The sequence below is a fragment of the Heliophilum fasciatum genome (assembly GCF_004341395.1).
GTDB classification, from domain to species: Bacteria; Bacillota; Desulfitobacteriia; order Heliobacteriales; family Heliobacteriaceae; genus Heliophilum; species Heliophilum fasciatum.
The window spans coordinates 152,128-176,002 of record NZ_SLXT01000005.1; the positions used below are offsets into that span (position 1 = coordinate 152,128).

Annotated in this window: 23 protein-coding genes and 3 tRNA genes; 23 read left to right on the forward strand and 3 right to left on the reverse strand. The window is 53.6% G+C overall.

All coding sequences use genetic code 11. From position 1 onward, the window contains the following. The first annotated feature begins 49 nt into the window (after positions 1–49). Complete coding sequence (locus EDD73_RS04155; protein WP_131918514.1) at positions 50–916, forward strand: YitT family protein; 867 nt, start codon at positions 50–52, stop codon at positions 914–916. A 17-nt stretch (positions 917–933) separates the two neighbouring features. Here EDD73_RS04155 and EDD73_RS04160 read toward each other — a convergent pair whose 3' ends face one another. Then, complete coding sequence (locus EDD73_RS04160) at positions 934–2,448, reverse strand: DEAD/DEAH box helicase (RefSeq protein ID WP_131918515.1); 1,515 nt, start codon at positions 2,446–2,448, stop codon at positions 934–936. Between the two features lie 142 nt (positions 2,449–2,590). Here EDD73_RS04160 and EDD73_RS04165 point away from each other — a divergent pair, with 142 nt between their 5' ends. The 3 genes from EDD73_RS04165 to EDD73_RS04175 are packed head-to-tail and all read left to right on the forward strand — an operon-like array spanning position 2,591 to position 5,330. Beyond that, positions 2,591–3,331, forward strand: coding sequence for a glycosyltransferase (locus tag EDD73_RS04165; protein ID WP_165876314.1), 741 nt, complete (start codon positions 2,591–2,593; stop codon positions 3,329–3,331). Next, positions 3,328–3,711 carry an SMR family transporter gene (locus EDD73_RS04170; protein ID WP_131918517.1) on the forward strand — a complete coding sequence of 128 codons (384 nt, stop codon included), beginning with the start codon at positions 3,328–3,330 and terminating at the stop codon, positions 3,709–3,711. Before EDD73_RS04165 ends, EDD73_RS04170 begins: the two co-directional genes overlap by 4 nt. Continuing rightward, positions 3,648–5,330, forward strand: a complete 1,683-nt coding sequence (locus EDD73_RS04175) for an ArnT family glycosyltransferase (protein ID WP_131918518.1) — start codon at positions 3,648–3,650, stop codon at positions 5,328–5,330. Before EDD73_RS04170 ends, EDD73_RS04175 begins: the two co-directional genes overlap by 64 nt. Here the strand turns inward: EDD73_RS04175 and EDD73_RS04180 are convergent. Both EDD73_RS04180 and EDD73_RS04185 read right to left on the reverse strand, forming a co-directional pair. After that, the gene (locus tag EDD73_RS04180; RefSeq protein ID WP_131918519.1) at positions 5,291–5,665 is read right to left on the reverse strand and encodes a sulfite exporter TauE/SafE family protein; all 375 of its coding nucleotides are present in this window, start codon (positions 5,663–5,665) and stop codon (positions 5,291–5,293) included. The genes EDD73_RS04175 and EDD73_RS04180 overlap by 40 nt on opposite strands. Then, positions 5,656–6,033 carry a sulfite exporter TauE/SafE family protein gene (locus EDD73_RS04185; RefSeq protein ID WP_131918520.1) on the reverse strand — a complete coding sequence of 126 codons (378 nt, stop codon included), beginning with the start codon at positions 6,031–6,033 and terminating at the stop codon, positions 5,656–5,658. The genes EDD73_RS04180 and EDD73_RS04185 overlap by 10 nt, the downstream gene beginning before the upstream one ends. Before the next feature lie 60 nt (positions 6,034–6,093). Between EDD73_RS04185 and ymfI the strand changes: the two genes are divergently transcribed. The 19 genes from ymfI (at position 6,094) to yihA (ending at position 23,672) form a co-directional block, all read left to right on the forward strand. Beyond that, a complete protein-coding gene (gene ymfI / locus EDD73_RS04190) occupies positions 6,094–6,849 on the forward strand; it encodes an elongation factor P 5-aminopentanone reductase (protein WP_131918521.1) in 756 nt (251 codons plus the stop codon). Between the two features lie 68 nt (positions 6,850–6,917). Continuing rightward, on the forward strand, positions 6,918–7,649 hold the full coding sequence (locus tag EDD73_RS04195; protein WP_131918522.1) for a ZIP family metal transporter: 732 nt from the start codon (positions 6,918–6,920) through the stop codon (positions 7,647–7,649). A 122-nt stretch (positions 7,650–7,771) separates the two neighbouring features. Continuing rightward, positions 7,772–8,470: a GerMN domain-containing protein gene (locus EDD73_RS04200; protein WP_131918523.1), complete on the forward strand. Its 699-nt coding sequence runs from the start codon at positions 7,772–7,774 to the stop codon at positions 8,468–8,470. Positions 8,471–8,601: 131 nt separating this feature from the next. Continuing rightward, positions 8,602–9,459 (forward strand): glutamate racemase, encoded by an 858-nt coding sequence (murI, locus tag EDD73_RS04205; RefSeq protein ID WP_243116785.1) that lies wholly within the window; start codon positions 8,602–8,604, stop codon positions 9,457–9,459. Positions 9,460–9,519: 60 nt separating this feature from the next. Continuing rightward, entirely contained in the window at positions 9,520–10,515 is a 996-nt protein-coding gene (locus tag EDD73_RS04210) for a 2-hydroxyacyl-CoA dehydratase family protein (protein ID WP_320055175.1), read from the forward strand. A 5-nt stretch (positions 10,516–10,520) separates the two neighbouring features. After that, positions 10,521–11,264, forward strand: coding sequence for an acyl-CoA dehydratase activase (locus EDD73_RS04215; protein WP_131918525.1), 744 nt, complete (start codon positions 10,521–10,523; stop codon positions 11,262–11,264). 107 nt (positions 11,265–11,371) lie between these two features. Then, positions 11,372–12,214, forward strand: coding sequence for a fumarate hydratase (locus EDD73_RS04220; protein ID WP_131918526.1), 843 nt, complete (start codon positions 11,372–11,374; stop codon positions 12,212–12,214). Positions 12,215–12,240: 26 nt separating this feature from the next. Then, entirely contained in the window at positions 12,241–12,798 is a 558-nt protein-coding gene (locus EDD73_RS04225; RefSeq protein WP_131918527.1) for a Fe-S-containing hydro-lyase, read from the forward strand. Positions 12,799–12,836: 38 nt separating this feature from the next. Beyond that, positions 12,837–13,577 carry a ribonuclease PH gene (gene rph / locus EDD73_RS04230; protein WP_131918528.1) on the forward strand — a complete coding sequence of 247 codons (741 nt, stop codon included), beginning with the start codon at positions 12,837–12,839 and terminating at the stop codon, positions 13,575–13,577. Positions 13,578–13,655: 78 nt separating this feature from the next. Then, positions 13,656–14,270 carry an XTP/dITP diphosphatase gene (locus EDD73_RS04235; RefSeq protein WP_320055176.1) on the forward strand — a complete coding sequence of 205 codons (615 nt, stop codon included), beginning with the start codon at positions 13,656–13,658 and terminating at the stop codon, positions 14,268–14,270. Positions 14,271–14,387: 117 nt separating this feature from the next. Next, positions 14,388–14,463: transfer RNA gene (locus tag EDD73_RS04240), tRNA-Arg, on the forward strand. Between the two features lie 27 nt (positions 14,464–14,490). Beyond that, a tRNA-Gln gene (locus EDD73_RS04245) sits at positions 14,491–14,565 on the forward strand. 143 nt (positions 14,566–14,708) lie between these two features. After that, a tRNA-Leu gene (locus EDD73_RS04250) sits at positions 14,709–14,791 on the forward strand. 298 nt (positions 14,792–15,089) lie between these two features. Beyond that, positions 15,090–16,379 (forward strand): trigger factor, encoded by a 1,290-nt coding sequence (gene tig / locus EDD73_RS04255; protein WP_131918529.1) that lies wholly within the window; start codon positions 15,090–15,092, stop codon positions 16,377–16,379. Between the two features lie 74 nt (positions 16,380–16,453). Further along, positions 16,454–17,050 (forward strand): ATP-dependent Clp endopeptidase proteolytic subunit ClpP, encoded by a 597-nt coding sequence (gene clpP / locus EDD73_RS04260; protein WP_131918530.1) that lies wholly within the window; start codon positions 16,454–16,456, stop codon positions 17,048–17,050. 19 nt (positions 17,051–17,069) lie between these two features. Then, on the forward strand, positions 17,070–18,332 hold the full coding sequence (gene clpX / locus EDD73_RS04265; RefSeq protein ID WP_131918531.1) for an ATP-dependent Clp protease ATP-binding subunit ClpX: 1,263 nt from the start codon (positions 17,070–17,072) through the stop codon (positions 18,330–18,332). A gap of 182 nt (positions 18,333–18,514) precedes the next feature. Further along, the gene (gene lonB / locus EDD73_RS04270) at positions 18,515–20,227 is read left to right on the forward strand and encodes an ATP-dependent protease LonB (RefSeq protein WP_131918532.1); all 1,713 of its coding nucleotides are present in this window, start codon (positions 18,515–18,517) and stop codon (positions 20,225–20,227) included. Positions 20,228–20,348: 121 nt separating this feature from the next. Next, a complete protein-coding gene (lon, locus tag EDD73_RS04275) occupies positions 20,349–22,793 on the forward strand; it encodes an endopeptidase La (RefSeq protein ID WP_131918533.1) in 2,445 nt (814 codons plus the stop codon). Positions 22,794–23,003: 210 nt separating this feature from the next. Beyond that, the gene (gene yihA / locus EDD73_RS04280) at positions 23,004–23,672 is read left to right on the forward strand and encodes a ribosome biogenesis GTP-binding protein YihA/YsxC (RefSeq protein ID WP_279222079.1); all 669 of its coding nucleotides are present in this window, start codon (positions 23,004–23,006) and stop codon (positions 23,670–23,672) included. Positions 23,673–23,875: the final 203 nt, after the last annotated feature.

The window sequence follows — 23,875 nt, forward strand, 5'->3', positions numbered from 1 at the left end:
CTAATGGTGAAGGGAACGGTCGGGGTCAAAGGGAGAGGGACGGTTGTCGATGGATAAACAGGATTGGCAGGCCAACGTGCGGTACTGGGTGAAAGATCTGCTCATTATCACTCTGGGCAGTGGGTGCTTTGCGCTGGGGTTAAATTATTTTATTATCGCCAATCGCCTGGCTGAAGGCGGCTTAACCGGCATTGCGCTGATCGTGCATTACCTCCTGGGCTGGCCTGTAGGGATTACGTACATGGTAATGAATATCCCGCTTTTTTTCTTTGGCTGGCGTTTGCTTGGTTCGGAATTTGCTTGGAAGACGTTGGCGGGAACGATGATGGTTTCCTTCGCCGTCGATATAACGGGCCATTGGCAACACCCTATGCCGGACGATCTCCTTTTGGCAGCCCTTTATGGCGGGGTGGCCATGGGGTTGGGCTTAGGGTTGATCTTTTTAGCCGGAGGGTCATCGGCCGGTGCTGATATTGTGGCCCGCGTAGTCAATCGGCGCTGGGGTTGGCCGATCGGCCGCGTGTTATTGATGATCGATGTAGTGGTGATCGCGCTGGTCGGCCTCATTTTCGGGCAGGCGATTGCCATGTACACGCTGGTGGCTGTTTTTGTGGCCAGCCGTGTGATTGATTTTGTCCAGGAAGGTGCCTACCGGGCCAAAGCCGTGATGATCATCTCTGATTGTTCGGAGGAGATTGCCCGTGAGGTCGTGGAGAAGTTGGAGCGTGGCGCCACGTTGTTCGGTGCCCGCGGAGCCTATACCAAGCTGGAACGGCAAGTGTTGTATTGTGTAATCAGTCGCGCCGAACTGGTACGGCTTAAGTCGCTGGTCTATGGCGTTGACCCCCGGGCCTTTATGATCGTTCAGGAAGCCTATGAGGTGCTCGGGGAGGGGTTTCGGGATTGGCGCCGGTAAGGCCACCGACGGGTCTTTTAGTACAAATAGAGCGGTAACGGCGGCGGAGCCGCTATGGGTGGTTGAAAAGCAGGTGCTGGGAGTGAACTCTCGGTGACCTGTTTTTTTGCTTGTTGGAGCAAGTAGGCCAGGGCATGTTTCGTCAGCACTTGATCGGTTTTCTGGCTGTAGAGGAGACGTTCAATCGAACCGATCGTTTGGGTGAACATTTGAATTTTCTCGGCGAGTAAATCGAGCATGTGGGCTTCAATGGTACCGCATGTACTCAGGTTATAGACATGGACGTCACGAGTCTGGCCCAAGCGATGAATCCGGCCAATGCGTTGTTCCAGACGCATGGGGTTCCAGGGCAAATCGTAGTTGATCACTTGATTGCAAAACTGCAGGTTAATGCCTTCGCCGCCCGATTCGGTGGCGATCAAGACGGGATAGCCCGGTTGGGCAAACTGGTGCTGCGTCATGGCGCGGGTCCAGCGGCCCATGCCGCCGTGGTAGACGAGGACGGGGATGCCTTGAGCTTGCAGGTGCATGGCCAGGTAGTCCATGGTCTGGGCGTACTCGGTAAAGATAATCACTTTTTCCTGGTTTTGACGAAGAAATTCGGTTACGACCAGTGCTTTGGCATTTTGACGGATGCTCCGGGCCAGCGGGATCAGTTCATGCAGTTCCATCGACTCGATGGTGCCGAGGGCGGCGAAAGAGGAGGAACAAACTTCGCGCAGCAACGTGAGGAGCCCCAGGACGCTTTTGTGGGCTTTTTGTCGTTCTTGGTATTCGTTGTGCAGGTAATTGACGACTTGATTGTAGAGTTGTCGTTCCGGTTCGGTAAGTTGGAGGGGCAAAAGATGAACGTGGCGCGGCGGTAGTTGGATCTGGCATTCATTGCGGTGATGCCGGATCATGATGCCGGACAGGACTTGTTGGAGTTCCGCCGGTTGCTGCGGTTCCCGGGGATTGCGCATGAACGCAGCCTGAAACTGGGCATAAGGGCCAAAGTAGCCGGGCCGCAGCAGTTCAATCAAGTGATACAGTTCTTGCATTTTATTTTGCAGCGGTGTGGCCGTCAAAAGAAGCAGGTTTTGGGTGTTCAGCCCCTGCACAAAGCGATAATTGGTCGACTGAGGATTTTTGAGGCGATGGGCTTCGTCGATCACAATGATGTCATAGGCAATGGTGCTGATGATGCTGGCATGGGGATCCCGTTTGGCCAAATCGAGTGAGGCGACGACGAAAGGATGCCACTGCCAGCCGTACTCCCGCTTGTTGACCCAACAGCCCATATCGAAGCGGTTGCGCATCTCGCTGGCCCACTGGCCTGTTAGATTGGCCGGCGTGAGGATCAGAACTTTGAGCGGATTTTTGCGTAAAGACAGTTCTTTGATCACTAAGCCCGCTTCGATGGTCTTGCCGAGGCCTACTTCGTCGGCGAGCAGGGCTCGGCCACCCATCTGATCAAGTGCTTTCTGAGCGGCCACAATCTGGTGGGGAAGGGGTTGAAAATTCAATTGGTTGAGGCATTGCAGTGGTGCCACGAGCGGTCACTCCTGTAGCTTCTGTATTGGTCTTATTCTGGGGGATACTAGTTTTGTTATGTATGGAGATTTTTTCTGCTTAGCTTGAGCATACTAACACCGTTGGTTATCTGAGAGCAAATCAGGGGTTGAGGTGGCGACGGTGATCTATTTTCTTTTGCCGGCCTATAATGAGGCGGGAAGTCTCCCCAGTTTATTGCGTAAGCTTGTCCGGTTGACCGAGTGTGTACCGGCTATGCAGGTCGTCGTTGTTGATGATGGTTCCCAAGATGCAACACTGGCTGTGGCGGAAGGGTTTCGTGGACGCTTACCGCTGGAAGTGCTGCACCACCCGGTCAATCGCGGGTTGGGCCGGGCGATGATGACGGGCTTGCGCTGGATTGCGGAGCGGTCCGCAGCTGATGATGTGATCGTGACGATGGATGCCGACGATACCCATGATCCGGCGTTGGCGCGGGTAATGGTGCATAAGTTGGGACAGGGATACGATGTGGTTATCGCTTCGCGGTATCAGCGAGGCGGTGAACAGGTCGGCCTGTCGCTGTTGCGCCGGGTGTTGTCGTGGGGGGCATCATGGCTGCTGGGGCGCGTTTTCGGGATTGACGGGGTACGGGACTACTCGTCAGGATTTCGCGCGTACCGAGCATCGGTGATTCAAGGGGCTTTTGCGCATTTCGGTGATCGTTTAATTGAAACCCGTGGTTTTGATTGTATGGCGGAACTGCTCTTGAAATTGCGTTCGATGAACTTGCGTTTTGGCGAAGTACCGATGGTGTTGCGCTATGATCGCAAAGCCGGTCGCAGCAAGATGCCGCTTGTAGAGACGGTCCTGCAGTATTTTGTCATGGCGCGTCGGGTCACGCGGATGGACGAGCGCTCATGAAGGTACTGGGTGCCAGTGGTGGATTGATCCTCCTTTCGATTGCTCTCGGTTCGTTGGGGCAGGTACTCCTGAAGGTAGGCGCCAGCCGTTTGGTCTTGCCGTCACCTGCAGGGTGGGTGCGCCTGCTTCCGGAGGCAGCGGGACAGATGCTGCAAAACCCGCCGATTATCACAGGGATGTTGCTTTTTGTGATCAGTTCTTTTTTGTGGATTCTTGGCGTTTCGCAAGTGGAATTGAGCGTGGCCTATCCCATGGTCAGTTTGGGTTATGGGATCGTGCTGTTGGTGTCTTGGCTATTTTTAGGGGAGGCAGTTTCATGGGTACGAGTCGTTGGGGTAGCAGTGATCATAGCCGGGGTCGTTTTAGTCGCCCGCAGTTAGGTTGGCCGTCAACATGGCTGCTCATGACGCTAGTGATGCTTGCGGGGTTGATCGTGCGCTTGCCTGGGATCGATCAACCCTTGACGGATTTTCATGGCTGGCGGCAGTGCGATACGGCAGCGGTAGCCCGGTTTTTTTATGAGCGGGAAATGAATATTGTACGCCCCCAACTGCCCTATGCCGGAGCGCCGCCGAACTATGCCGAGTTGGAATTGGGGCTGGCACCGATGCTGGCCGCCTGGGGCTACCGGTTGGTCGGAGAGCAAGTCTGGGTGGCCCGGTCGGTGGTGATCGGTTTTTCGCTGGTTTCGCTGGTGGCGATGTTTCGCATTGGCCGGGCCATGGCCGGTGACCGGGCCGGTCTGCTGGCGGCAGGAACCCTAGCGCTGCATCCGGTCTATGTGTATTTTTCACGGTCCTTTCAGCCCGATGTGCCGATGATTGCACTGGCCTTGTCTGCCTGGGCTGCCTTGTTATCATGGGCAGAGACGGGTCGCAAGGCAACTGCCGGTTGGGCGATCGTTCTGTTTACGCTGGCGGTGTTGGTGAAACCGCCAGCGTTGTTGTTTGCCGTTCCCATGGCGGTTGTTTGGTGGCAGGCACGTTGGGTAAAAAAGTGGGTGGCCGCCGGGCTGATCTTGGTGCCTGCCGCAGCGGTGGCGGCCTATCTTGGAGCAGTCCATGCCGTGGCGGAGCATCCCTTTGTATCCGGTTTGGCCCAGGGCGCGTTGACTCGGTTGCTGCAAGAGGGGATTTTGGCGTCCTGGTGGCGGGAGTGCCTGCGTGGCGGATTTTTTTTCGTCTTGACTCCTTTTTTTCTCTGGCCGGCGCTGGTCGGCTTGGGGCGTTTACTGGCGGGGCCCTGGGCGTTGGCGATGGGCCTGTGGATCGTGGCGTTGCTCAGTTTTTTTCTGCTTGTCGGGGAGGCGGTACTGTATAACTTGCAGTACTATTATTTGCCGGCCATTCCCTTGGTGGCCCTGGCGGTAGCGGCAGCGCTTGATCCGCTGGTCCTGAAAACGGTACCTCTGGAAGATGATACGGATGAACAAAGGGCTACGGCAGAGGCGGACTGGCAAATGTCGGATGATCTTGGCGAAGAAGATGAAGTTGGACTTACCGTAGCGGAACGGCGCTGGCTGGCAACTGTGCCGGTCAAGAAGCGCCGCTGGCGGCAACAGGCACAAGCAAAGGACCGCCGTTTATTGGCAGTGCTGTTGCTGGGGCTGACAGTGGTGAGTTGGTGGCAGTTGGAGACATGGTTGCCGGCGAAGTGGCGCGAAGGCGAACCCTGGCGCTATGATCTCTGGTATCATTGGGAAGAGCGTCCGGTGCAAATTGGGCAAGCGGTCGATAGAACGGTGCCGGTTGATGCCTTGGTCGTGATGGCAGTCGAGGAATCGCCGCGCACGCTTTTCTACGGGCGCCGTTTTGGCTGGTTTGTTGAGCCGCAAGATTGTACGCCCGAATATCTTCAGCAGGTGATCGGGGAAGGCGCCGCTTTTTTAATCTGGAATATAGAAGGGCCGCCTCCCGGGGGAGAGGCGGCGCGCTGGATGGATGAAGGCTTTTGGTTGATTCAATTGGCACGGTCGGACGGAGTATCGGCAGGTTTTTGAACAATTTCATAAATACCCATGAGAATCAGGAAAACAGCAAAGACCATGCGTAAGGTGGCACTGGGCAACTGTGCGGCGAGCAAGGAACCGGCAATTGCACCGACGACGCCGCCCAGACTGAGTTGGAAGGCTAGACGCGGTTGCACATGCCCGTGCCGGACATGGGTGGCGATGGCCACGATGGCGATGGGCAAAAAGGCGACGAGGGTGATCGCTTGCGCTTGCTGTTGTTCCAGGTCATAAAGCAAATCCAGTGCAGGAATGAGCAAGGTGCCGCCGCCCACGGCCATCCCGGCCAGGATCCCGCTGAGGATGCCGATGATGACTATCGCCATAGCATGCGCAGTCCGGCAACGATCATAAAGCTGCCAAAGAAAATGCGTAAGTGCCGTGGAGAAAGGCGAGTCATCAGCCGGGCGCCGATGTAAGCACCGAACATGCCCGTGGCGGCGACGGTAGCGGTGAGTTTCCAGGGAAGATAGCCTTGCTGCCAATAGATGTAGCCGCTGATCAAGGAAGTCGGCAAGATCACGGCGAGCGAAGTCCCATGGGCGGTGTAGTCCGGGATGCCCAAGAGAAAAACCATCGCGGGAATGGCGATGGTGCCACCGCCCATACCGATGAGGCCGTTGACGAGGCCGATGATCAAGCCGATCACCAAAAGCAGCACTGTTGATGGATGGGTCTTTAAGGGCAGTTTCATCGTTATCACCTAGGGCAAGTGTGCCCGGGTTGATGATTTTTTACTTAAGAGGAGATAAAGATGGAGAAGACCAAAGTAGTGGGGACCAAAGTAGCATTGGTCACCGGGGGCGCAAAAGGCATCGGGGCGGCTTGTGTACAGCGCCTGGCACGAGCCGGGTGGGCCACCGTAGTGCATTATCATCACTCGCACGTGCAGGCAAAGGCGCTGGCAGCATCACTGCTCGCGGAGGGATGTCAAGTGATGGCGCTGAAAGCTGATGTGACCAGCCGGGCAGCGATGACGGCATTAATCGAACAGGTGCGGGAACAGTGGGGCGATGTTGATCTGCTCGTCAATAATGCCGGAATTGCCCAATCCAAACTGTTCACCGAGTTGTGCGACGATGATTGGGAGCAGATGATGGCGGTTCATCTCAAGGGAGCCTTTTACTGTAGCCAGTTGGTGCTTCCGGCGATGATCGCTCGTCAAGCTGGGAAAATCATTAACATTGCATCGATTTGGGGACTTGTGGGCGCCGCTTGTGAAGTCCATTATTCGGTAGCGAAAGCTGGCTTGATCGGTATGACCAAAGCGCTGGCCAAAGAATTGGGACCGTCAAACATTCAGGTCAATTGTGTAGCACCGGGTGTGATTTTAACGGATATGCTGGCTGAATATACCGATGAAGACCGGGCGGCACTTTGTGAACAAACGCCCTTAATGCGTCTTGGTCAGACGGAAGATGTAGCCGCAGCGGTAGCGTTTTTAGCGTCAAAAGACGGCGATTTTATGACAGGACAGGTGCTCAGTCCCAATGGTGGCTTGGTGATCTAAGGTGGACCGTTCTTTTCCTGACAGGCTGGGGCTAAGATAGTCTCAAGGGATGGAAAGGAGCGGATGACGTGTCCACCTTAGGCTCGTTATTGCTGGTTAGCGGTATGGCCGGTTTGGCAACGACGGCAGGTGCCTTGGCGGTCTTGCTGTGGGGTCATTTGGGCCGACGCAGCTTAAGCGCCTTGCTTGGGTTTGCATCTGGTGTGATGGTTGCCGTTGTCGCTTTTGATCTCTGGCCCACAGCATGGCGCTGGGGCGGAGCGATGGTTTGCTTTTGGGGGGCCGTGGCCGGTGTGTTGCTCCTGATGGTGGCTGATTGGGGATTGAGCTACCGGTCGGGGGGGGAGAGCAGTACCGGGCAAGACTTGCGCCGCATGGGGATCTTGATTGCTGTCGGGATTTCACTGCACGATTTTCCGGAAGGCATGGCGATTGCTGCGGGAGCGGCGGCAGAAGCTCATTTGGGGTGGCTGGTGGCGCTGGCGATTGGACTACATAATATCCCTGAAGGCATTGCGACGGCCTTGCCGCTGCGGATGAGCTTGATGCCGCGGCGGCAGATTTTAGGGTTAACGACGGTGATGGCCTGCTTTACGCCGCTGGGTACATTGCTCGGTTATGGGATGCTGAAGATCCGACCGGATGGGATTGCCTTGCTCCTGGCGCTGGCCGGTGGCGCCATGGCCTACCTGGTTGTCGGTGAGTTGTGGCCGCAGGCACGGCGGGAGCACCGACGATGGGCGCTGGCTGGTGGAGCCATGGGGTGCGTGGGGATGGTCCTGGCGACGATGATGCATTAACGTACGGGCCAACAACGTGCCGGCCAACTAAAATTGGTAAAAAAGTGGGAATAGAAGCGATGACCTGTCCATATTTATGAACCAGAACCGGAAGCAATGGGACAAAGGGGAGGACGAGTAGGATGGACAGAGAGCGCAGTTGGTCAGCCGGCATCATTTTGCTGGTGACGGCCTTGGTCATCGCTTTTGGCTTGGGCGGCTGTCAAGCGATTGATCGTTTTGTGGCCATGAAGGAGGATTTTAAGGCCAAGGAAACCAGCATGATCAAAGTGCCGGCGCTGACCACGTCGGGCGAAGGAACGGGACAAGCCGGGGCAGGCGAAGCAACGGCACCAAGTGCGGCAGAGCCGACGGGTACCCAGGATCGAGGGGTAACGGCACAACCGGCCCAAGAAGTGACGCTGACGCTGTACTTTGCTGATCCCAAAGGACAGAATTTGGTCCAGGAAAAACGAACGGTCGCCAAAAGTGAAAGCCCGGCTCGGATGGCGATGCAGGAATTAATCAAAGGACCAAGCGCCGGAACGCAAAAGTTGCCAACGATTCCCACGGGAACACGCTTGCTCGATATTGGCGTGAAAGATGGACTTTGCACCGTTAACTTAAGTGGAGAAGTCCAGAAAAATCATCAAGGCGGATCCACCAACGAATCCTTGACGGTCTACTCGATTGTCAATACGCTGACGCAGTTCCCGACGATTACCAAAGTGCAGTTGCTCGTCGAAGGCAAGAAAGTCGAAAGCTTGGCCGGCCATATGGATGTATCCCAAGCGATGGCTCGGCGCTCGATGACAGGTACGTCTGAGCAAAAATTGCGATAGATAAGTTGGTTCGCCGTTGCTTTCCTTCCGGAGGCAACGGCTCTTTTTTTGACTTGTAACTTTCCTTTTCAGCGCTCATATTCTATGATATGTTTTATAAGGTTAAGGATCATCATGGGAAGAGGCTAGGAGTGAGCGTTTTGGTGCGCTGTCGTCCGATCGGGGTTTTTGATTCAGGTGTCGGGGGCTTTACGGTGGTGCGGGAGATCTGCCGCCAAATGCCGGGAGAGGAAATTCTATATTTTGCTGACACGGCCCATGTACCGTACGGACCTCGGCCAGCAGATGAATTGATTCGCTTTGCCATAGATATTACTGGGTTTTTAGTTGCGCAAGGGGCAAAAATGATCTTAGTGGCCTGTAATACAAGTTCTTCGCTGGCGCTGGATGTGTTACAGGAGCGGTTTCCCGTGCCTATCGTGGGCGTGGTGCAACCAGGTGCGGAAGAAGCAGTGCGACAGACGCGCAATGGCCGTGTCGGTGTACTGGCGACGGAAGCGACGATTCGTAAAGGGGCCCATGCTGCCAAGATCCGGGAGCTATCCAATGAGATTGAGGTTTTTGGCCAAGCGTGCCCGCGGTTTGTACCGCTGGTGGAATCGGGGTGTTTTGCCGGACCGGAGGCCTATGCGGCCGCCAAGGAGTATGTAACCCCCTTGATCGATGCCGGTGTTGATACGATCATCTTTGGTTGTACCCATTATCCTTTTCTGGAGCCGGTCATTCGTTCGATCACCGGTGATCAGATCACCTTGGTTGATCCGGCTTGTCAGACTGTGGCCCGTGGGCAGGCGATTTTACAAAAGTTACGCCTTACTTGTCGTGATCCCTATGGCAAAGCATTGCATCATCGTTTTTATGTCAGTGGTGATCGCGATGATTTCTATGCGTCCGGTCGTGCCCTGCTGGACCCGGATCTCTTAGAAGATGTTCGGCCGGTCGTGCTCGATCAATGGCAGGAAAAAGAAGCCGAATCGGCTTCGGCGTAGTAAGCCGAATGGGGGAGTACGGTTCTGAGTAGGCAAATCGGTTTAACAACAACGATTCCCGTGGAAATTGTGTATGCTGCCGGTTGGGTACCGGTGGATATTAACAATCGGTTTATTGGTGCGATGAAGCCGGGGGAAGCCGTGGAAAAGGCGGAACAAGCCGGATTCCCCCGGAATGTTTGCGGCTGGATCAAAGGGTTGTATTCCACTTTGTTGGAGGGTGCCGACATTCGCCATGTGATTGCTGTTACGCAAGGTGATTGTTCCAATACCCATGCCTTGATGGAGACGTGGCAAGTGGCCGGCATTGAAGTCATCCCTTTTGCTTTTCCCTATGATCGCGATGCTGATATGTTGCGCTTGCAGATGGAAAAGTTGGCCCAGGCGCTGGGGGCATCGTGGGATGATGTGATTTTTTGGAAAAAACGCTTGGATCAAGTGCGTTCCTACGCCCATCAGTTGGACGAACTGACCTGGCGCACAACAGCCGTGACGGGAGAACAAAATCATTTGGCCTTGATCGGCTGTTCTGATTTTGACGGTGATCCCGAGGCGTATGAGGCGCGGTTGCAACAGCAAGTCGAGAAGGCGCTGGCGGTAGCTCCGCCGGGGTGGGAGAATCATATCGTCGATGACGGACGGGTACGTATTGGCTATGTGGGGGTACCGCCGATTCAAAGCGATTTTTATGCTTTGATCGAAGAGTGGAACGGCCGGATCGTCTACAATGAGGTGCAGCGGCAATTTGCCATGCCGGTGCTCGGTACCGATCTGGTCGAACAATATCGTGCCTATACCTATCCCTACTCGGTGTTTTTTCGCTTGGAAGATATGCAGCAGCAGATAGCGGCGCGCCGCATTGATGGGATTATTCATTATACCCAGAGCTTTTGTTTTCGCCAGATTGAAGACATGATTTTGCGCCGCCAGATCCAAGTGCCGGTCTTGACGATTGAAGGGGATCGGCCCGGTCCCGTCGATGCACGGACGTGTATGCGTATGGAGGCGTTTATCGATATGGTCGGGCAACGGAAGCGGGAAACGATGGGAAGGTGAACGCGGTGAAAATCGGATTGGACCTGGGCAGTCGCTATGTCAAAGCGGTGTTTATGGAAGCCGGCCAGATGCAGGAGCATCGCCTTTATGACACGTTGACGTTCTATCGGCAATTTGGACGTAAAGTCCATGATGAACTGGTGATTGATCAGGCTGCCTTGGCTTGGCCGGCTTACCAGGAAATCGTGGCCACCGGCTATGGACGCAATTTGCTGCGGGTAGCCGGCGGGCGAACGATTCCCGAACTGCGTGCCCATGTGCAAGGGGCCTTAGCGCAGACGGGGCTACGAGATTTTACCTTGCTGGATCTGGGTGGACAAGACAGCAAAGTCATTCAAGTTGCTGGGGGGCGGATGGTCGATTTTCGCACCAATGATAAGTGTGCTGCTTCTTCCGGGCGCTACCTGGAGAATATGGCCACTGTCTTAGGTGTGGATGTAACCTGGCTGGGTCAGCATTGGGAAGATCCGGTGGAACTTTCTTCGACCTGTGCGGTTTTCGGCGAATCCGAGTTAATTGGCCGCATTGTGGAGGGCCACGAACTGGAGCGCTTAGCGGCCGGTGTGAATTATACGATTGTCAAACGGGTGGAACCGCTTTTACGGGAGATGCTTAGCCCGGCGCTGGTCTTTACCGGCGGCGTTGCCTATAACCAAGCGGTGCGCCACATGCTGGCCACCATGCTCGGCGTGGAAGTGATCGTGCCGGAATATCCGCAGCTGAACGGCGCGATTGGTTGTGCCGTTTAACTTTTTAACGTGATTCATCGCTGCTTCTTTCTCCCGGGGTTGCCGGGCAGCGGTTGAATATTAGTGTTTTCCCTGATCAGTATAAGTAAAAAAGGAGGACATGGAGTTTGCGTACGATTCAATTTGAACAAATCGTTTCGGCTGTAGAAGGATTGTGTATTCAAGCGAATACGATTATTGGTGACGATGTATTGAAGGCATTGCAAAAAGCCCGCGATACGGAGGAGTCGCCCATCGGCCAGACCATCCTCGGTCACATTTTGGAGAATGATGCCATTGCCGCTACTGAAGCGGTACCGGTATGTCAAGATACAGGGATGGCGGTTGTCTTTGTCACGATTGGACAAGAAGTATACATTGAGGGTGGTGCCTTAGGTGAAGCGATTCATGAAGGGGTGCGCCGCGGCTATGAAAAAGGCTACCTGCGTAAGTCCATCGTCAAAGATCCGCTGGAACGGGTAAACACCGGCGACAATACGCCCGCCGTGATTCATTACGACATTGTTCCGGGGGACAAGCTGCACATCTTGGTGGCACCGAAAGGTTTTGGCAGTGAAAACATGAGCTCGCTCAAAATGTTCAAACCGGCCGACGGTGTGGAAGCGGTCAAGAAGTTTGTCGTTCAAACCGTGGAAAATGCCGGCCCCAACCCTTGCCCGCCGATCATCGTCGGTGTGGGCCTGGGCGGCACGATGGAAAAAGCAGCGATTCTGGCGAAGCGGGCTGTGGTGCGTCATCTGGGCCATCATAACGAAAAACCGCACCTGGCAGCATTAGAAAAAGAACTGCTGGAAAAGGTCAATCAACTCGGTATCGGGCCGCAGGGACTGGGCGGACGCACAACGGCACTGGCGGTCAACATTGAGTCCTACCCAACGCATATTGCCGGGTTGCCTTGTGCAGTCAATATCAACTGCCATGTGGCGCGCCACGCCGAAATTGAACTCTAACCGGTAGCGCAGGAAGGAGCGATACAATGAAAAGAGCAATTCGTTTGACAACCCCGTTGACGCAAGAAATGTTGCGTGAATTAAAAGCAGGCGATTCGGTACTGATCAGCGGTACCGTTTATACCGGCCGTGACGCGGCCCATAAACGGATGGTCGAAGCGCTTGATCGCGGTGAAGAACTGCCCTTTGATGTCAAAGATCAAGTGATCTACTATGTCGGTCCTTGTCCGGCCAAACCGGGCCAAGTGATCGGTTCCGCCGGTCCGACTACGTCGTACCGGATGGACTCCTATGCACCACGGTTGATTGAAAAAGGATTGACCGGCATGATCGGTAAAGGCCTCCGCAATGCCGATGTAGTCAATGCCATGAAAGAACATGGAGCGGTCTATATGGTGGCCATCGGTGGTGCCGGCGCACTGATTGCGCGCACGATCAAAGAAGCTAAGGTCATCGCCTATGACGATCTGGGCACCGAAGCGGTGCGCGAAATGGTCGTCGAAGATTTTCCGGCCATTGTTTGCATTGATGCCGAAGGCAATAATCTCTATGAACAGGGCAAACTACAGTATCGCCAAGATTAATTTTTGTTGGCCCGTAGCCAATCAAAGGAGGTCGACCGATGGTTCGCAGTGATGGCCGCAGTGCTGCTCAGTTGCGTCCGGTACGTATTGAGGGAAACTACTTGATGCATCCGGAAGGTTCCGTATTGATCACCGTGGGTCATACCAAAGTGATCTGTACGGCGACGGTGGAAGAGAAAGTCCCGCCTTTTCTCAAAGGCTCAGGAAAAGGTTGGGTGACAGCCGAGTATGGAATGCTCCCCCGGGCGACCGGTTCGCGGACGCAACGCGAGGCAGCAAGAGGCAAGCAGGGCGGGCGGACGCTGGAAATCCAGCGGTTGATCGGCCGTGCATTACGTTCGGTCGTCGACGCTGCGGCGCTTAAGGAACGAACCATCTGGATCGACTGTGATGTGATTCAAGCGGACGGCGGCACACGGACGGCGGCGATCACCGGCGCCTATGTGGCCCTTTATCAAGCTTGTGCCAAGTTGCTGGCAGCCGGTCTCGTCGAACGGCAACCGGTGCAGGAAGGCTTGGCCGCCGTTTCGGTTGGCAAAGTGGATGGGGAGCTTTATCTCGATCTTTGCTATTCCGAAGATTCACAGGCCGAAGTGGACATGAATGTCGTCATGACAGCGAGCGGCAACTTGGTGGAACTGCAAGGAACCGCCGAAGGTGTGCCTTTTTCCCGCGCGGAGATGAACGGGATGCTCGATCTGGCCACCGAGGGGATTACACAGTTGCTCCGTGAGCAGAAGGCGGCGCTGTTGGCGCTGGGCATCCCAATCACTGAATAAAAGCAAGGGCCGGATGCAGCTTCCTGCATCCGGTTTGCCTATTCTTTCGAAATGAAACCGACCAAAGGAGGCGAAGCGATGATACCGATCATCGTAGCCACACGTAATGAAGGCAAAGTACGCGAACTGGCGGCATTGACCAAAGATCAAGATTTACCGATACAGTGGCGTTCGCTGCGGGACTATCCGACTGTCGGTGAACTGGCTGAGACCGGCGATACGTTTCAGGCCAATGCACGGATGAAAGCGGCCCAAGTGGTCGAACTTACCGGCGTAGCGGCACTGGCTGATGATTCCGGCCTGGTGGTCGATGCACTGCAAGGCGCACCGGGTATTTATTCGGCACGTTTTGCCGGTGAGCCCAAAGATGATCGCCGCAACATCGCCAAGCTGCTGACGCAGCTGGAAGGTGTGCCCGCTCAGGCACGGACGGCCCGTTTTGTTTGCGCCCTGGCACTGCTGTTGCCGGACGGGCGCGAGGTCATTGTGGAAGGCACTTGCGAAGGGCAGATCACCACGAGCCTGCGTGGCGATGGCGGCTTTGGCTATGATCCCGTATTTTTGATCCCGGCCTTGGGCCAGACCTTTGCTGAAATCGACGGAGCGGAAAAAAATCGCCGCAGTCACCGGGCGCAGGCCATGCAAGCATTAATTAAGGCGTTACCTTCCCTGTTAGGTGTTGACAAGGGCTAAGGAGAACTTTATAATTATTTTCGTTAGTTTTGCGAGAGGTTGTGCGGCTAGGCGCTGCGGAAGTAAAGGGTCGCTAAGGGCGATTGGTTACCTCAACTTGTTGTGAATACCTAGCAGGCGCCTGTAGCTCAGTGGATAGAGCACCGTCCTTCTAAGTCGGGAGTCGCAGGTTCGATCCCTGCCAGGCGCGCCACTTTTCCGAATTAACTTTGATAATTATTGGGGTGTCGCCAAGCGGTAAGGCAGTGGACTTTGACTCCACCATGCGTTGGTTCGAATCCAGCCACCCCAGCCATTTGCTTATCGGAACTCGGCGCAGTAGCACCGGGTTTTTATTTTGCAAGTTTTTCCAAAAAAGTCCACCTTGACATTTATGAAACCTTTCGATAGAATCTGTAGGTGCAGGTTTTTGCTGAAAGGTTACCAACCTTTTTTAACGCGGGAGTGGCGGAATTGGTAGACGCACTGGATTTAGGTTCCAGCGGGCAACCGTGGGGGTTCGAGTCCCTTCTCCCGCACCAACTTTTGGTTTGGGCATAGAAAAACCTCGGTGAACCTTCGCCGAGGTTTTTTGTATATTGGTTGCAGGGCACCGCTTGTGCCGTTGTTCCCAACAGCGTGCTTCACCGGTGATGAGGGAGGAATGAGCAAGGTACCTGGTAAATGTAAGCATGGATTTGAGAAACCTGGATATGGGGAAGGAAACCGAACAATTTCGTAGAATAGTAAGCTTACAATAGAATAGGAAACCAACAACAGGGATAAACTACGGTGGGTACATCCTGCCGATTAGGCAATAAAAACGAGAGGTGTACATAGATGAAAGCGACAGTTGAAAAAAGCAACCAACACACAGCCGTCCTAACGATTGAAGCCGATGCCAAACAATTTGAGGCGGCCCTGCAACGGGCTTACAAAAAAGTCGTGCAAAAAGTGCAAGTTCCCGGTTTCCGTAAAGGCAAAGTGCCGCGGGTGATTTTAGAAGCCCGTTACGGTAAAGAAGTGCTCTTCGAAGATGCACTGGAGATCCTGATTCCCGAAGCCTATGCCGAAGCAGTCACGGAACTGCAAGTGGAGCCGGTAGCTCAGCCCCAGATCGAAGTGGAAAAAATCGAAGCCGGTCAACCGCTGGTCTTTAAAGCAACCGTCACGGTCAAACCGGAAGTGACCCTCGGAGAATACAAAGGCATTGAAGTGGACATGCAACCCGTCGAAGTCAGCGACGAAGACGTAGAAAAACAACTGCAAACGATGCAAAAGCGCCATGCCCAGATCAAAACGCTTGGCGAAGGCGAAGCTGCCCAACTGGGTGATACGGCAGTGATTGACTTCACCGGTTACAAAGAAGGTGTTCCCTTTGAAGGCGGCGAAGGTGAAGACTACTCGCTGGAATTAGGCAGCGGTTCCTTCATCGCTGGTTTTGAAGAAGGTCTCGTCGGGGCCGTCACCGGTCAAGAGTTAGATCTGAACCTGACCTTCCCGGCCGAGTATCATGTCGCCGATCTTGCCGGCAAAGATGTCGTCTTCAAAGTCAAAGTCAAAGAGATCAAACGCCGTGAAGTGGCAGCTCTCGACGATGAATTTGCCAAAGACGTCAGCGAATTCGAAACGCTGGAAGAACTGAAAGCCGACGTGCGGGCCAACCTGCTCAAGCAAGCCGAGAAAACGCAAGAGCAAAAACGGATCAACGATATTGTCGCCCGTGTAGTTGACAACGCAACGGTCGATATTCCGCAAGTGATGATCGATAATGAAGTCGCAGATATGCTCAAAGACTACGGTCGCCGTTTGGAGTATCAAGGGTTGACCTTAGAAAAATTCATGGAACTGACCGGCCAAACCGAAGAGTTCCTGAAAGAACAGTTTGCACCGGAAGCAGAAAAGGTGGTCAAACGGGAATTGGTCCTGGCTGCTGTGGCTAAAGCCGAAGGATTAACCGTTACCGAAGAAGAAATCGATCAAGAGATCGAAGCGATGGCTGCTCAATATCGCCAAAAACCACAACAACTGCGCAAGCTGCTGGCATCGCGTGGCCAAATTGAAGGCTTGGCGGAAAACCTCCTGCTGCAAAAAGCAAGTGCCCTGATCACAGGAAAAACAGCAGAGTAAATCAATAAAATTTGGTTGAACTGGCAAGGATCGAGTGACATAGATTGAAGTGTGTACCTGAGGAGGTTCTGCCCATGAGTTATCTGGTGCCAATGGTTGTTGAGCAGACAAATCGTGGTGAACGCGCCTATGACATTTATTCGCGACTGTTAAAGGACCGCATCATTATCTTGGGGAGCCCGATCGACGACGGTGTGGCCAATTTGATTATTGCCCAGTTGTTGTTTTTGGAAGCGGAAGACCCCGATAAAGACATTCACCTTTACATCAACAGTCCCGGTGGTGCCATTACGGCAGGTATGGCCATTTATGACACGATGAATCTCATCCGTTGCGACGTATCGACGATCTGTGTCGGGTTGGCCGCTTCGATGGGTGCGTTCTTGCTCACGGCAGGAGCGCCGGGCAAACGGTTTGCCTTGCCCAATTCGGAGATCATGATCCATCAGCCTCTTGGTGGCGTCAAAGGTCAGGCTTCCGAGATTGAAATTCATGCGCGCCATATCCTGAAAACTCGGGACCGTCTCAATCGAATCCTGGCGGAACGCACCGGTCAGCCCCTGGAACGTATCGAACGTGATACCGATCGCGACTATTTTATGTCGGCGGAGGAATCCAAAGAGTACGGAATCATCGATGGGGTGATGGCCTCCAAACCAACCAAGGCGTGATTAGCAGTGAGGTGATGAAATGAACAAAGGTTTCGGCGACGACAAGGGGCAGTTAAAGTGTTCCTTCTGTGGGAAGACCCAGGACCAAGTTAAAAAGTTAGTAGCAGGGCCCGGTGTCTATATCTGTGATGAGTGCATCGAATTATGCAACGAGATCATCGAAGAAGAACTGCATGATGAGACGGCCCTGGATCTCACGGATATCCCCAAGCCTCGGGAGATTCATGAAGTACTCGATCAGTACGTCATCGGTCAAGAACAAGCTAAAAAAGCACTTTCCGTTGCCGTTTATAATCATTACAAACGTATCAATTTAGGCTCAAAGATCGATGATATTGAGTTGCAAAAATCGAACATTGTAATGCTTGGGCCCACGGGAAGCGGCAAAACCTTGCTGGCTCAAACCCTGGCGCGTATACTGAACGTTCCCTTTGCCATCGCAGACGCCACCTCGCTGACGGAAGCCGGTTATGTAGGCGAGGATGTGGAAAACATCCTGCTGAAACTGATCCAGGCTGCCGATTATGATGTTGAAAAAGCCGAAAAGGGCATTGTCTATATCGATGAAATTGATAAAATTGCCCGTAAATCGGAGAACCCTTCGATCACCCGCGATGTATCCGGTGAAGGGGTACAGCAAGCCCTTTTGAAAATCCTGGAGGGTACCGTTGCTTCTGTACCGCCGCAAGGTGGTCGTAAGCATCCCCATCAGGAATTCATTCAACTCGATACCACCAACATTCTCTTTATTTGCGGTGGTGCTTTTGACGGCATTGACAAAATGATCATGAACCGTGTTGGCAAAAAGACCATGGGTTTTGGTGCCGATATTCAAGGCAAAAAAGAGAAAAAGATCGGCGAAGTATTGCGGGAAATCCTGCCATCGGATCTGCTCAAGTTCGGCTTGATCCCCGAATTTGTGGGCCGCTTGCCAGTGATCGTCACCCTCGATGCGCTTGACGAAACGGCATTGGTGCGGATTCTTACGGAGCCCAAAAACGCGCTGATCAAACAATACCAAAAATTCTTTGAGCTTGATCAAGTGCAGTTGGAGTTTAACCCCGATGCACTGAAAGCGATTGCTCATGAAGCGATTAAGCGTAACACCGGTGCCCGTGGCCTGCGGGCAATCATTGAAGATATCATGCTTGATGTGATGTTTGATATTCCTTCACGTTCCGATGTGACCAAATGTTTGATTACCAAAGAAGTCATTCAAAAGGAAAAAGAACCTGTTTTGGTTACAAGTGATCGAAAAAAAAAGAAGGAAGAGTCGGCCTAGAGACACCTTCGAAGCCCAATGAACCGGCAAAACCGGGGCGACGCCACCGGTAGTCCCAGTAAGTAGCCCTGATATAACAAAATCAACACCATCGAATGAATAATTCGGTGGTGTTTTTTTTATAAATTGGCAAATTGGATAACATACTAAGGAGGATGGAGATAAAATAGGGAGTGGATAAGGTGGATATCAGTTCGGGAATTAGCGGGATCTTAAGTCTCGTGCAGATTGTATTCGTCGTCATCACCGGGATTTATTTCTGGAACATGCTGAAGAACCAGCAGAACAATAAAGTAAGCATCGAGCGAGAATCGGGTAAGGAACTGGAGAAGCTGCAGCGACTGCGCCGCGTGGCCCTTACGGAACCGCTGGCGGAAAAAACACGTCCCGCCAGTTTACAGGACATCGTCGGGCAAGAAGAGGGAATTCAGGCGCTGCGCGCCGCCCTTTGCGGCCCCAACCCGCAGCACGTCATCATTTACGGGCCACCGGGTGTCGGCAAAACAGCGGCAGCCCGTCTCATCCTGGAAGAAGCGAAAAAACAACTACTGTCGCCCTTTGGGGCGGATGCGAAGTTCGTCGAACTTGATGGGGCCACCGCACGTTTTGATGAACGGGGGATCGCCGATCCCTTAATTGGTTCCGTTCATGATCCCATCTATCAAGGTGCCGGCGCCTTAGGCATGGCCGGGATTCCTCAGCCCAAAGCCGGTGCCGTCACGAAGGCCCACGGCGGCATGCTTTTTATCGACGAAATTGGGGAACTTCATCCGATCCAGATCAATAAATTATTAAAAGTCCTTGAAGACCGTAAAGTCATGCTCGAAAGCGCATACTACTCCAGTGAAGATGCCCACGTGCCGAGCCATATTCATGACATTTTTCAAAACGGTTTGCCTGCTGACTTTCGCTTGATCGGTGCGACAACGCGGCAACCCCATGAAATTCCCCCGGCGATTCGCAGTCGCTGCCTGGAAGTCTATTTCCGGTCGCTTACGGGAGGGGAGATCGGGCAAATCTGTCGCGGTGCTATGGAAAAAATGGAGGTCTATCTTCCTGCCAGTGCCATTGAAGTGGTCCAAAATTATGCCACGAACGGCCGTGAAGCCGTAAACATCGTCCAAATTGCGGCGGGATTAGCCTTAACGCGTGGCGAAACCAAAGTCACGACTGCAGACGTAGAGTGGGTCGTCCAGTCTGGGCAGTATAGTTTGCGTATCGATAAAAAGATCCCTGCGGAACCGCAGGTTGGTGTAGTTAACGGCTTGGCACTGGCCGGCCCTTCCGCCGGCGTTTTGATGGAAATTGAGGCCACCGTATCGCCGGCATCGCCAGGTAAGGGAAAGATCATCGTCACCGGGATTGTCGATGAAGAAGAGATCGGTTCCGGACAAGGCAAGTCCATACGGCGCAAGAGTCTTGTGCGCAGTTCCGTAGAAAATGTGCTTACGGTGATGCGCCAATCGACGGACATTGCTCCTGATGATTGGGACATTCACATTAACTTTCCCGGCGGAACGCCGGTTGACGGCCCGTCGGCAGGCATTGCGATCGCCACGGCCGTGTACTCGGCCATTAAAAACCAACCGATTGATCACCAAGTAGCGATGACCGGTGAGTTATCGGTACGAGGGTACGTAAAGCCTGTAGGCGGCATTGTGGCGAAGGTCGAAGCAGCGCGGTTAGCCGGTGCGACACGCGTCCTTATACCGGCAGACAATCAACTGGACGTCTTTCAGCGCTACGACGATATTACGGTGCTACCTATGCACCGGTTGGAACAAGTATTGGTGGAGGCCATGTCGATTTCCGGGAAAACTACGGAAGACCGACATCCCGCTCATTCGACAGAATTGTTACCAGCACCGGCCCTGGGAGCCCTTGGCTGCGACTAAATAGACGAAAAATGCTGGGAATAGGCTAAATTAGCCCCGTAGCTCTGGGATTTATCCGTAGAATATAGTAGAATGACTATGTACATCAAGGAATGTCAGGCTAACAGGAGGTGTTTGCGGGATGACAGAAGAGAAAAAAACGCGTCCTTCGGTTCAGGAACTTCCGTTGCTACCGTTACGAGGCATCCTCGTCTTTCCATACATGGTTATTCACCTTGACGTCGGGCGGGAACGATCGGTCAGTGCCATCGATCAAGCGATGCTCCAAAATCGCTTGATTTTTTTGGCGACGCAGAAAGAAGCCCAAACCGACCAGCCTCGGCAAGAAGAGATTTATCGCGTCGGTACTATTGCCGAAATCAAGCAGTTGTTGAAGCTACCGGGCGGAACATTGCGGGTTTTGGTGGAAGGTTTGGCCCGGGCTGAGATCCTGGAGTACTTGGAAACAGAGCCCTTTATGCAGGTCCGAGCCCAAGAACACGAAGATGTAGAGATCAAAACACCGGCCGTTGAGGCCCAAATGCGCGCGTTGCTTACGCAGTTTGAACAATACGTCAAAATGTCCAAAAAAATTCCCCCGGAAACGTTCGTAACCGTCGTGGCCGTTGAGGAACCGGGACGCTTGGCCGATATCGTCGCTTCCCATCTGACCTTGAAAACATTGGAAAAACAACGGGTGCTGGAAGCGCTGGATGTGGCCGAACGTCTGGAGATCCTAACGGAAGTTCTGACCAAAGAGATGGAAATCCTCGAACTGGAACGCAAGATCAATGTGCGCGTGCGCAAGCAGATGGAAAAAACCCAAAAGGAATATTACCTGCGCGAACAGATCAAAGCGATCCAAAAAGAGCTTGGCGACAAGGATGACCGGGTGGCCGAAAGTGAAGAACTGCGGGAGAAGATCGCCAAGGCCAAACTGCCCAAAGAAATCGAAGAAAAAGCACTGCGCGAAGTGGACCGTTTGGAAAAAATGCCGCCCATGGTGGCCGAAGCGACAGTGGTGCGCAATTACCTGGACTGGTTGCTGGCGTTACCTTGGTCAAAGCAAACCAAGGACCGCATGGATATTGACAAAGCCGAACAAGTGCTTAACGAAGACCACTACGGCTTAGAAAAACCCAAAGAGCGGATCATCGAATACCTGGCGATTCGCAAACTGGTCCAGAAGATGAAAGGACCGATTCTTTGCTTGGTGGGACCGCCCGGTGTGGGTAAAACATCGCTGGCGCGCTCCATCGCTCGGGCGCTCGATCGCAAATTTGTCCGGCTCTCCCTCGGCGGCGTCCGTGATGAAGCGGAGATTCGCGGCCATCGTCGCACTTATATCGGAGCGATGCCCGGCCGGATCATTCAAGGCATGCGTAACGCCGGTTCCAAAAACCCGCTGTTCTTGCTCGATGAGATCGACAAGATGAGCATGGATTTCCGGGGAGACCCATCGTCGGCGCTGTTGGAAGTGCTTGATCCGGAACAAAACAGCACTTTTTCTGATCACTTTATCGAAGTGCCCTTTGACCTTTCGCGGGTCATGTTCATCACAACCGCCAATGGCATGCACAACATCCCCCGGCCGCTTTTGGACCGGATGGAGACCATCTATATTCCCGGCTATACAGAAGAAGAAAAACTCCATATCGCTACGGATTATCTGATTCCGAAGCAGATCAAAGAGCATGGACTGAAAAAAGATCAGATTCAAATCTCTGAAAACACTGTGCGCCGGATCATCCGTGAATACACCCGTGAAGCCGGTGTCCGTAACCTGGAACGGGAAATCGGGTCGCTCTGCCGCAAATCGGCCCGGGCCATCGTTAAGGAACCACAGAAGAAAATCAGCATCTCTTCCGGCAATTTGCCGACCTATCTGGGAATTCCCCGTTACCGCTTCGGCCTCGCCGAAACGGAGTCGCAAATTGGTCTCGCTACCGGCCTGGCCTGGACGGAAGTCGGTGGTGATACCCTGGCGATCGAAGTGGCGCTCTTGGCCGGTAAAGGCAGCTTGGCGCTGACCGGGAAGCTGGGCGATGTCATGAAAGAATCAGCCCATGCCGGGATGACCTATGTACGTTCCAAAACAAAGGCGCTAGGCATTGCCGAGAACTTTCATCAGTCGACAGATGTGCACATTCACGTGCCGGAAGGTGCCATTCCCAAAGATGGCCCTTCGGCCGGTATCACCATGGCTACGGCCTTAACGTCGGCCTTAACGGGCCGGGCCGTTCGGCGCGAAGTGGCCATGACCGGTGAGATTACGCTGCGTGGTCGTGTTCTCCCCGTCGGCGGGATCAAAGAAAAAGTGCTGGCGGCGCACCGCGCCGGTTGTACGACGGTGATCATGCCGGCCGATAACAAAAAAGATCTGGAAGATGTACCGGCGAATATACGGCGCAAATTGCGCTTTGTCTTGGTCGAACACATGGATCAAGTGCTGCCGGAAGCGCTCTTGGAACCAGAGAAAGTGGAAATGCCCGAACCGCCGGAAACGATCCCCGCGCTGGTGGAAGCACCGCCGCTGACGCCGCTGGCCGTGCCGATGGAGGAAGTACCGGGGTATCAGCAATCGTGAACGAGGCTACAGTGATACTCGCATCGATCCCCATGCCACTGCGTAGCATCCGAGAAGGATGAAAACAGAGAAGTGAATTTTCAGGGTAGGGAAAGTACGGAAGCTCCTGTTGTCAACGGCAACGGGAGCTTTCGATAACTAAGTGATTGTAACTTTGGAACAGCGGTGATGATGGGGAGAGGCCCTGAAGTCAAAAGGATGGATATTACATTGGTAGAACAACATAAAGAAAAGGAAGCTACGCCTTTTTTGATCCGGGACGCTCAATTTGTGATCAGCGCCGTACGCCATGATCAATACCCGCAAGAACCGTGGCCGGAAGTGGCATTGGCCGGTCGATCGAACGTAGGCAAATCTTCCTTGATCAATCGGCTCTGCAATCGCCGCCACTTGGCCAAGACATCATCGAAGCCGGGAAAGACGCAAACGATCAATTTTTATCGGATCAACAACAACTGCCATTTGATCGATTTGCCCGGTTACGGATACGCCAGTGTCTCCAAGACGCAAAGGGCCACTTGGGGTCCGATGATGGAGACGTACATGAAAAAGCGGGAGCAACTGCGGGCCGTGCTGCAATTGGTCGATCTGCGGCACCCGCCGAGCAGTGATGACAAGGCCATGCATGCGTGGTTGAATCATTATGAAATCGCCACGGCCGTGATCGCTACCAAGGCGGATAAGATTCCCCGCGGTAAACGTAGCGCCCATCTGGCCGTCATTCGCCGTGATCTGCAAGTGCCCAAAGAAATACCGATCTTGGCCTTTTCCGCAGAGACGGGAGAAGGTAAGGAGGATGTTCTGGACTTGCTGGCCTACTTGTGGGAAGAACGGGACGAAGAGATGCTTATCTCTGTCGATGCCGTTCCGGAGGAATAGACGACAATAGAAAAACCTCGCCTTTTCAGAATGAAGGCGAGGTTTTTGCTTTTGGTTTAAAGTTTGATCTGGCCATCGTTCTGTTCCGGTAATTTTGATAGTTTTTCCGGCTCTTCGCTGTTTCGTGTGGGTAACGAGTCGTAAAATAGGGTAAAATTAGGATATGAAAAACATCGATTTATTCCAACTTGGATTAGGCCTGA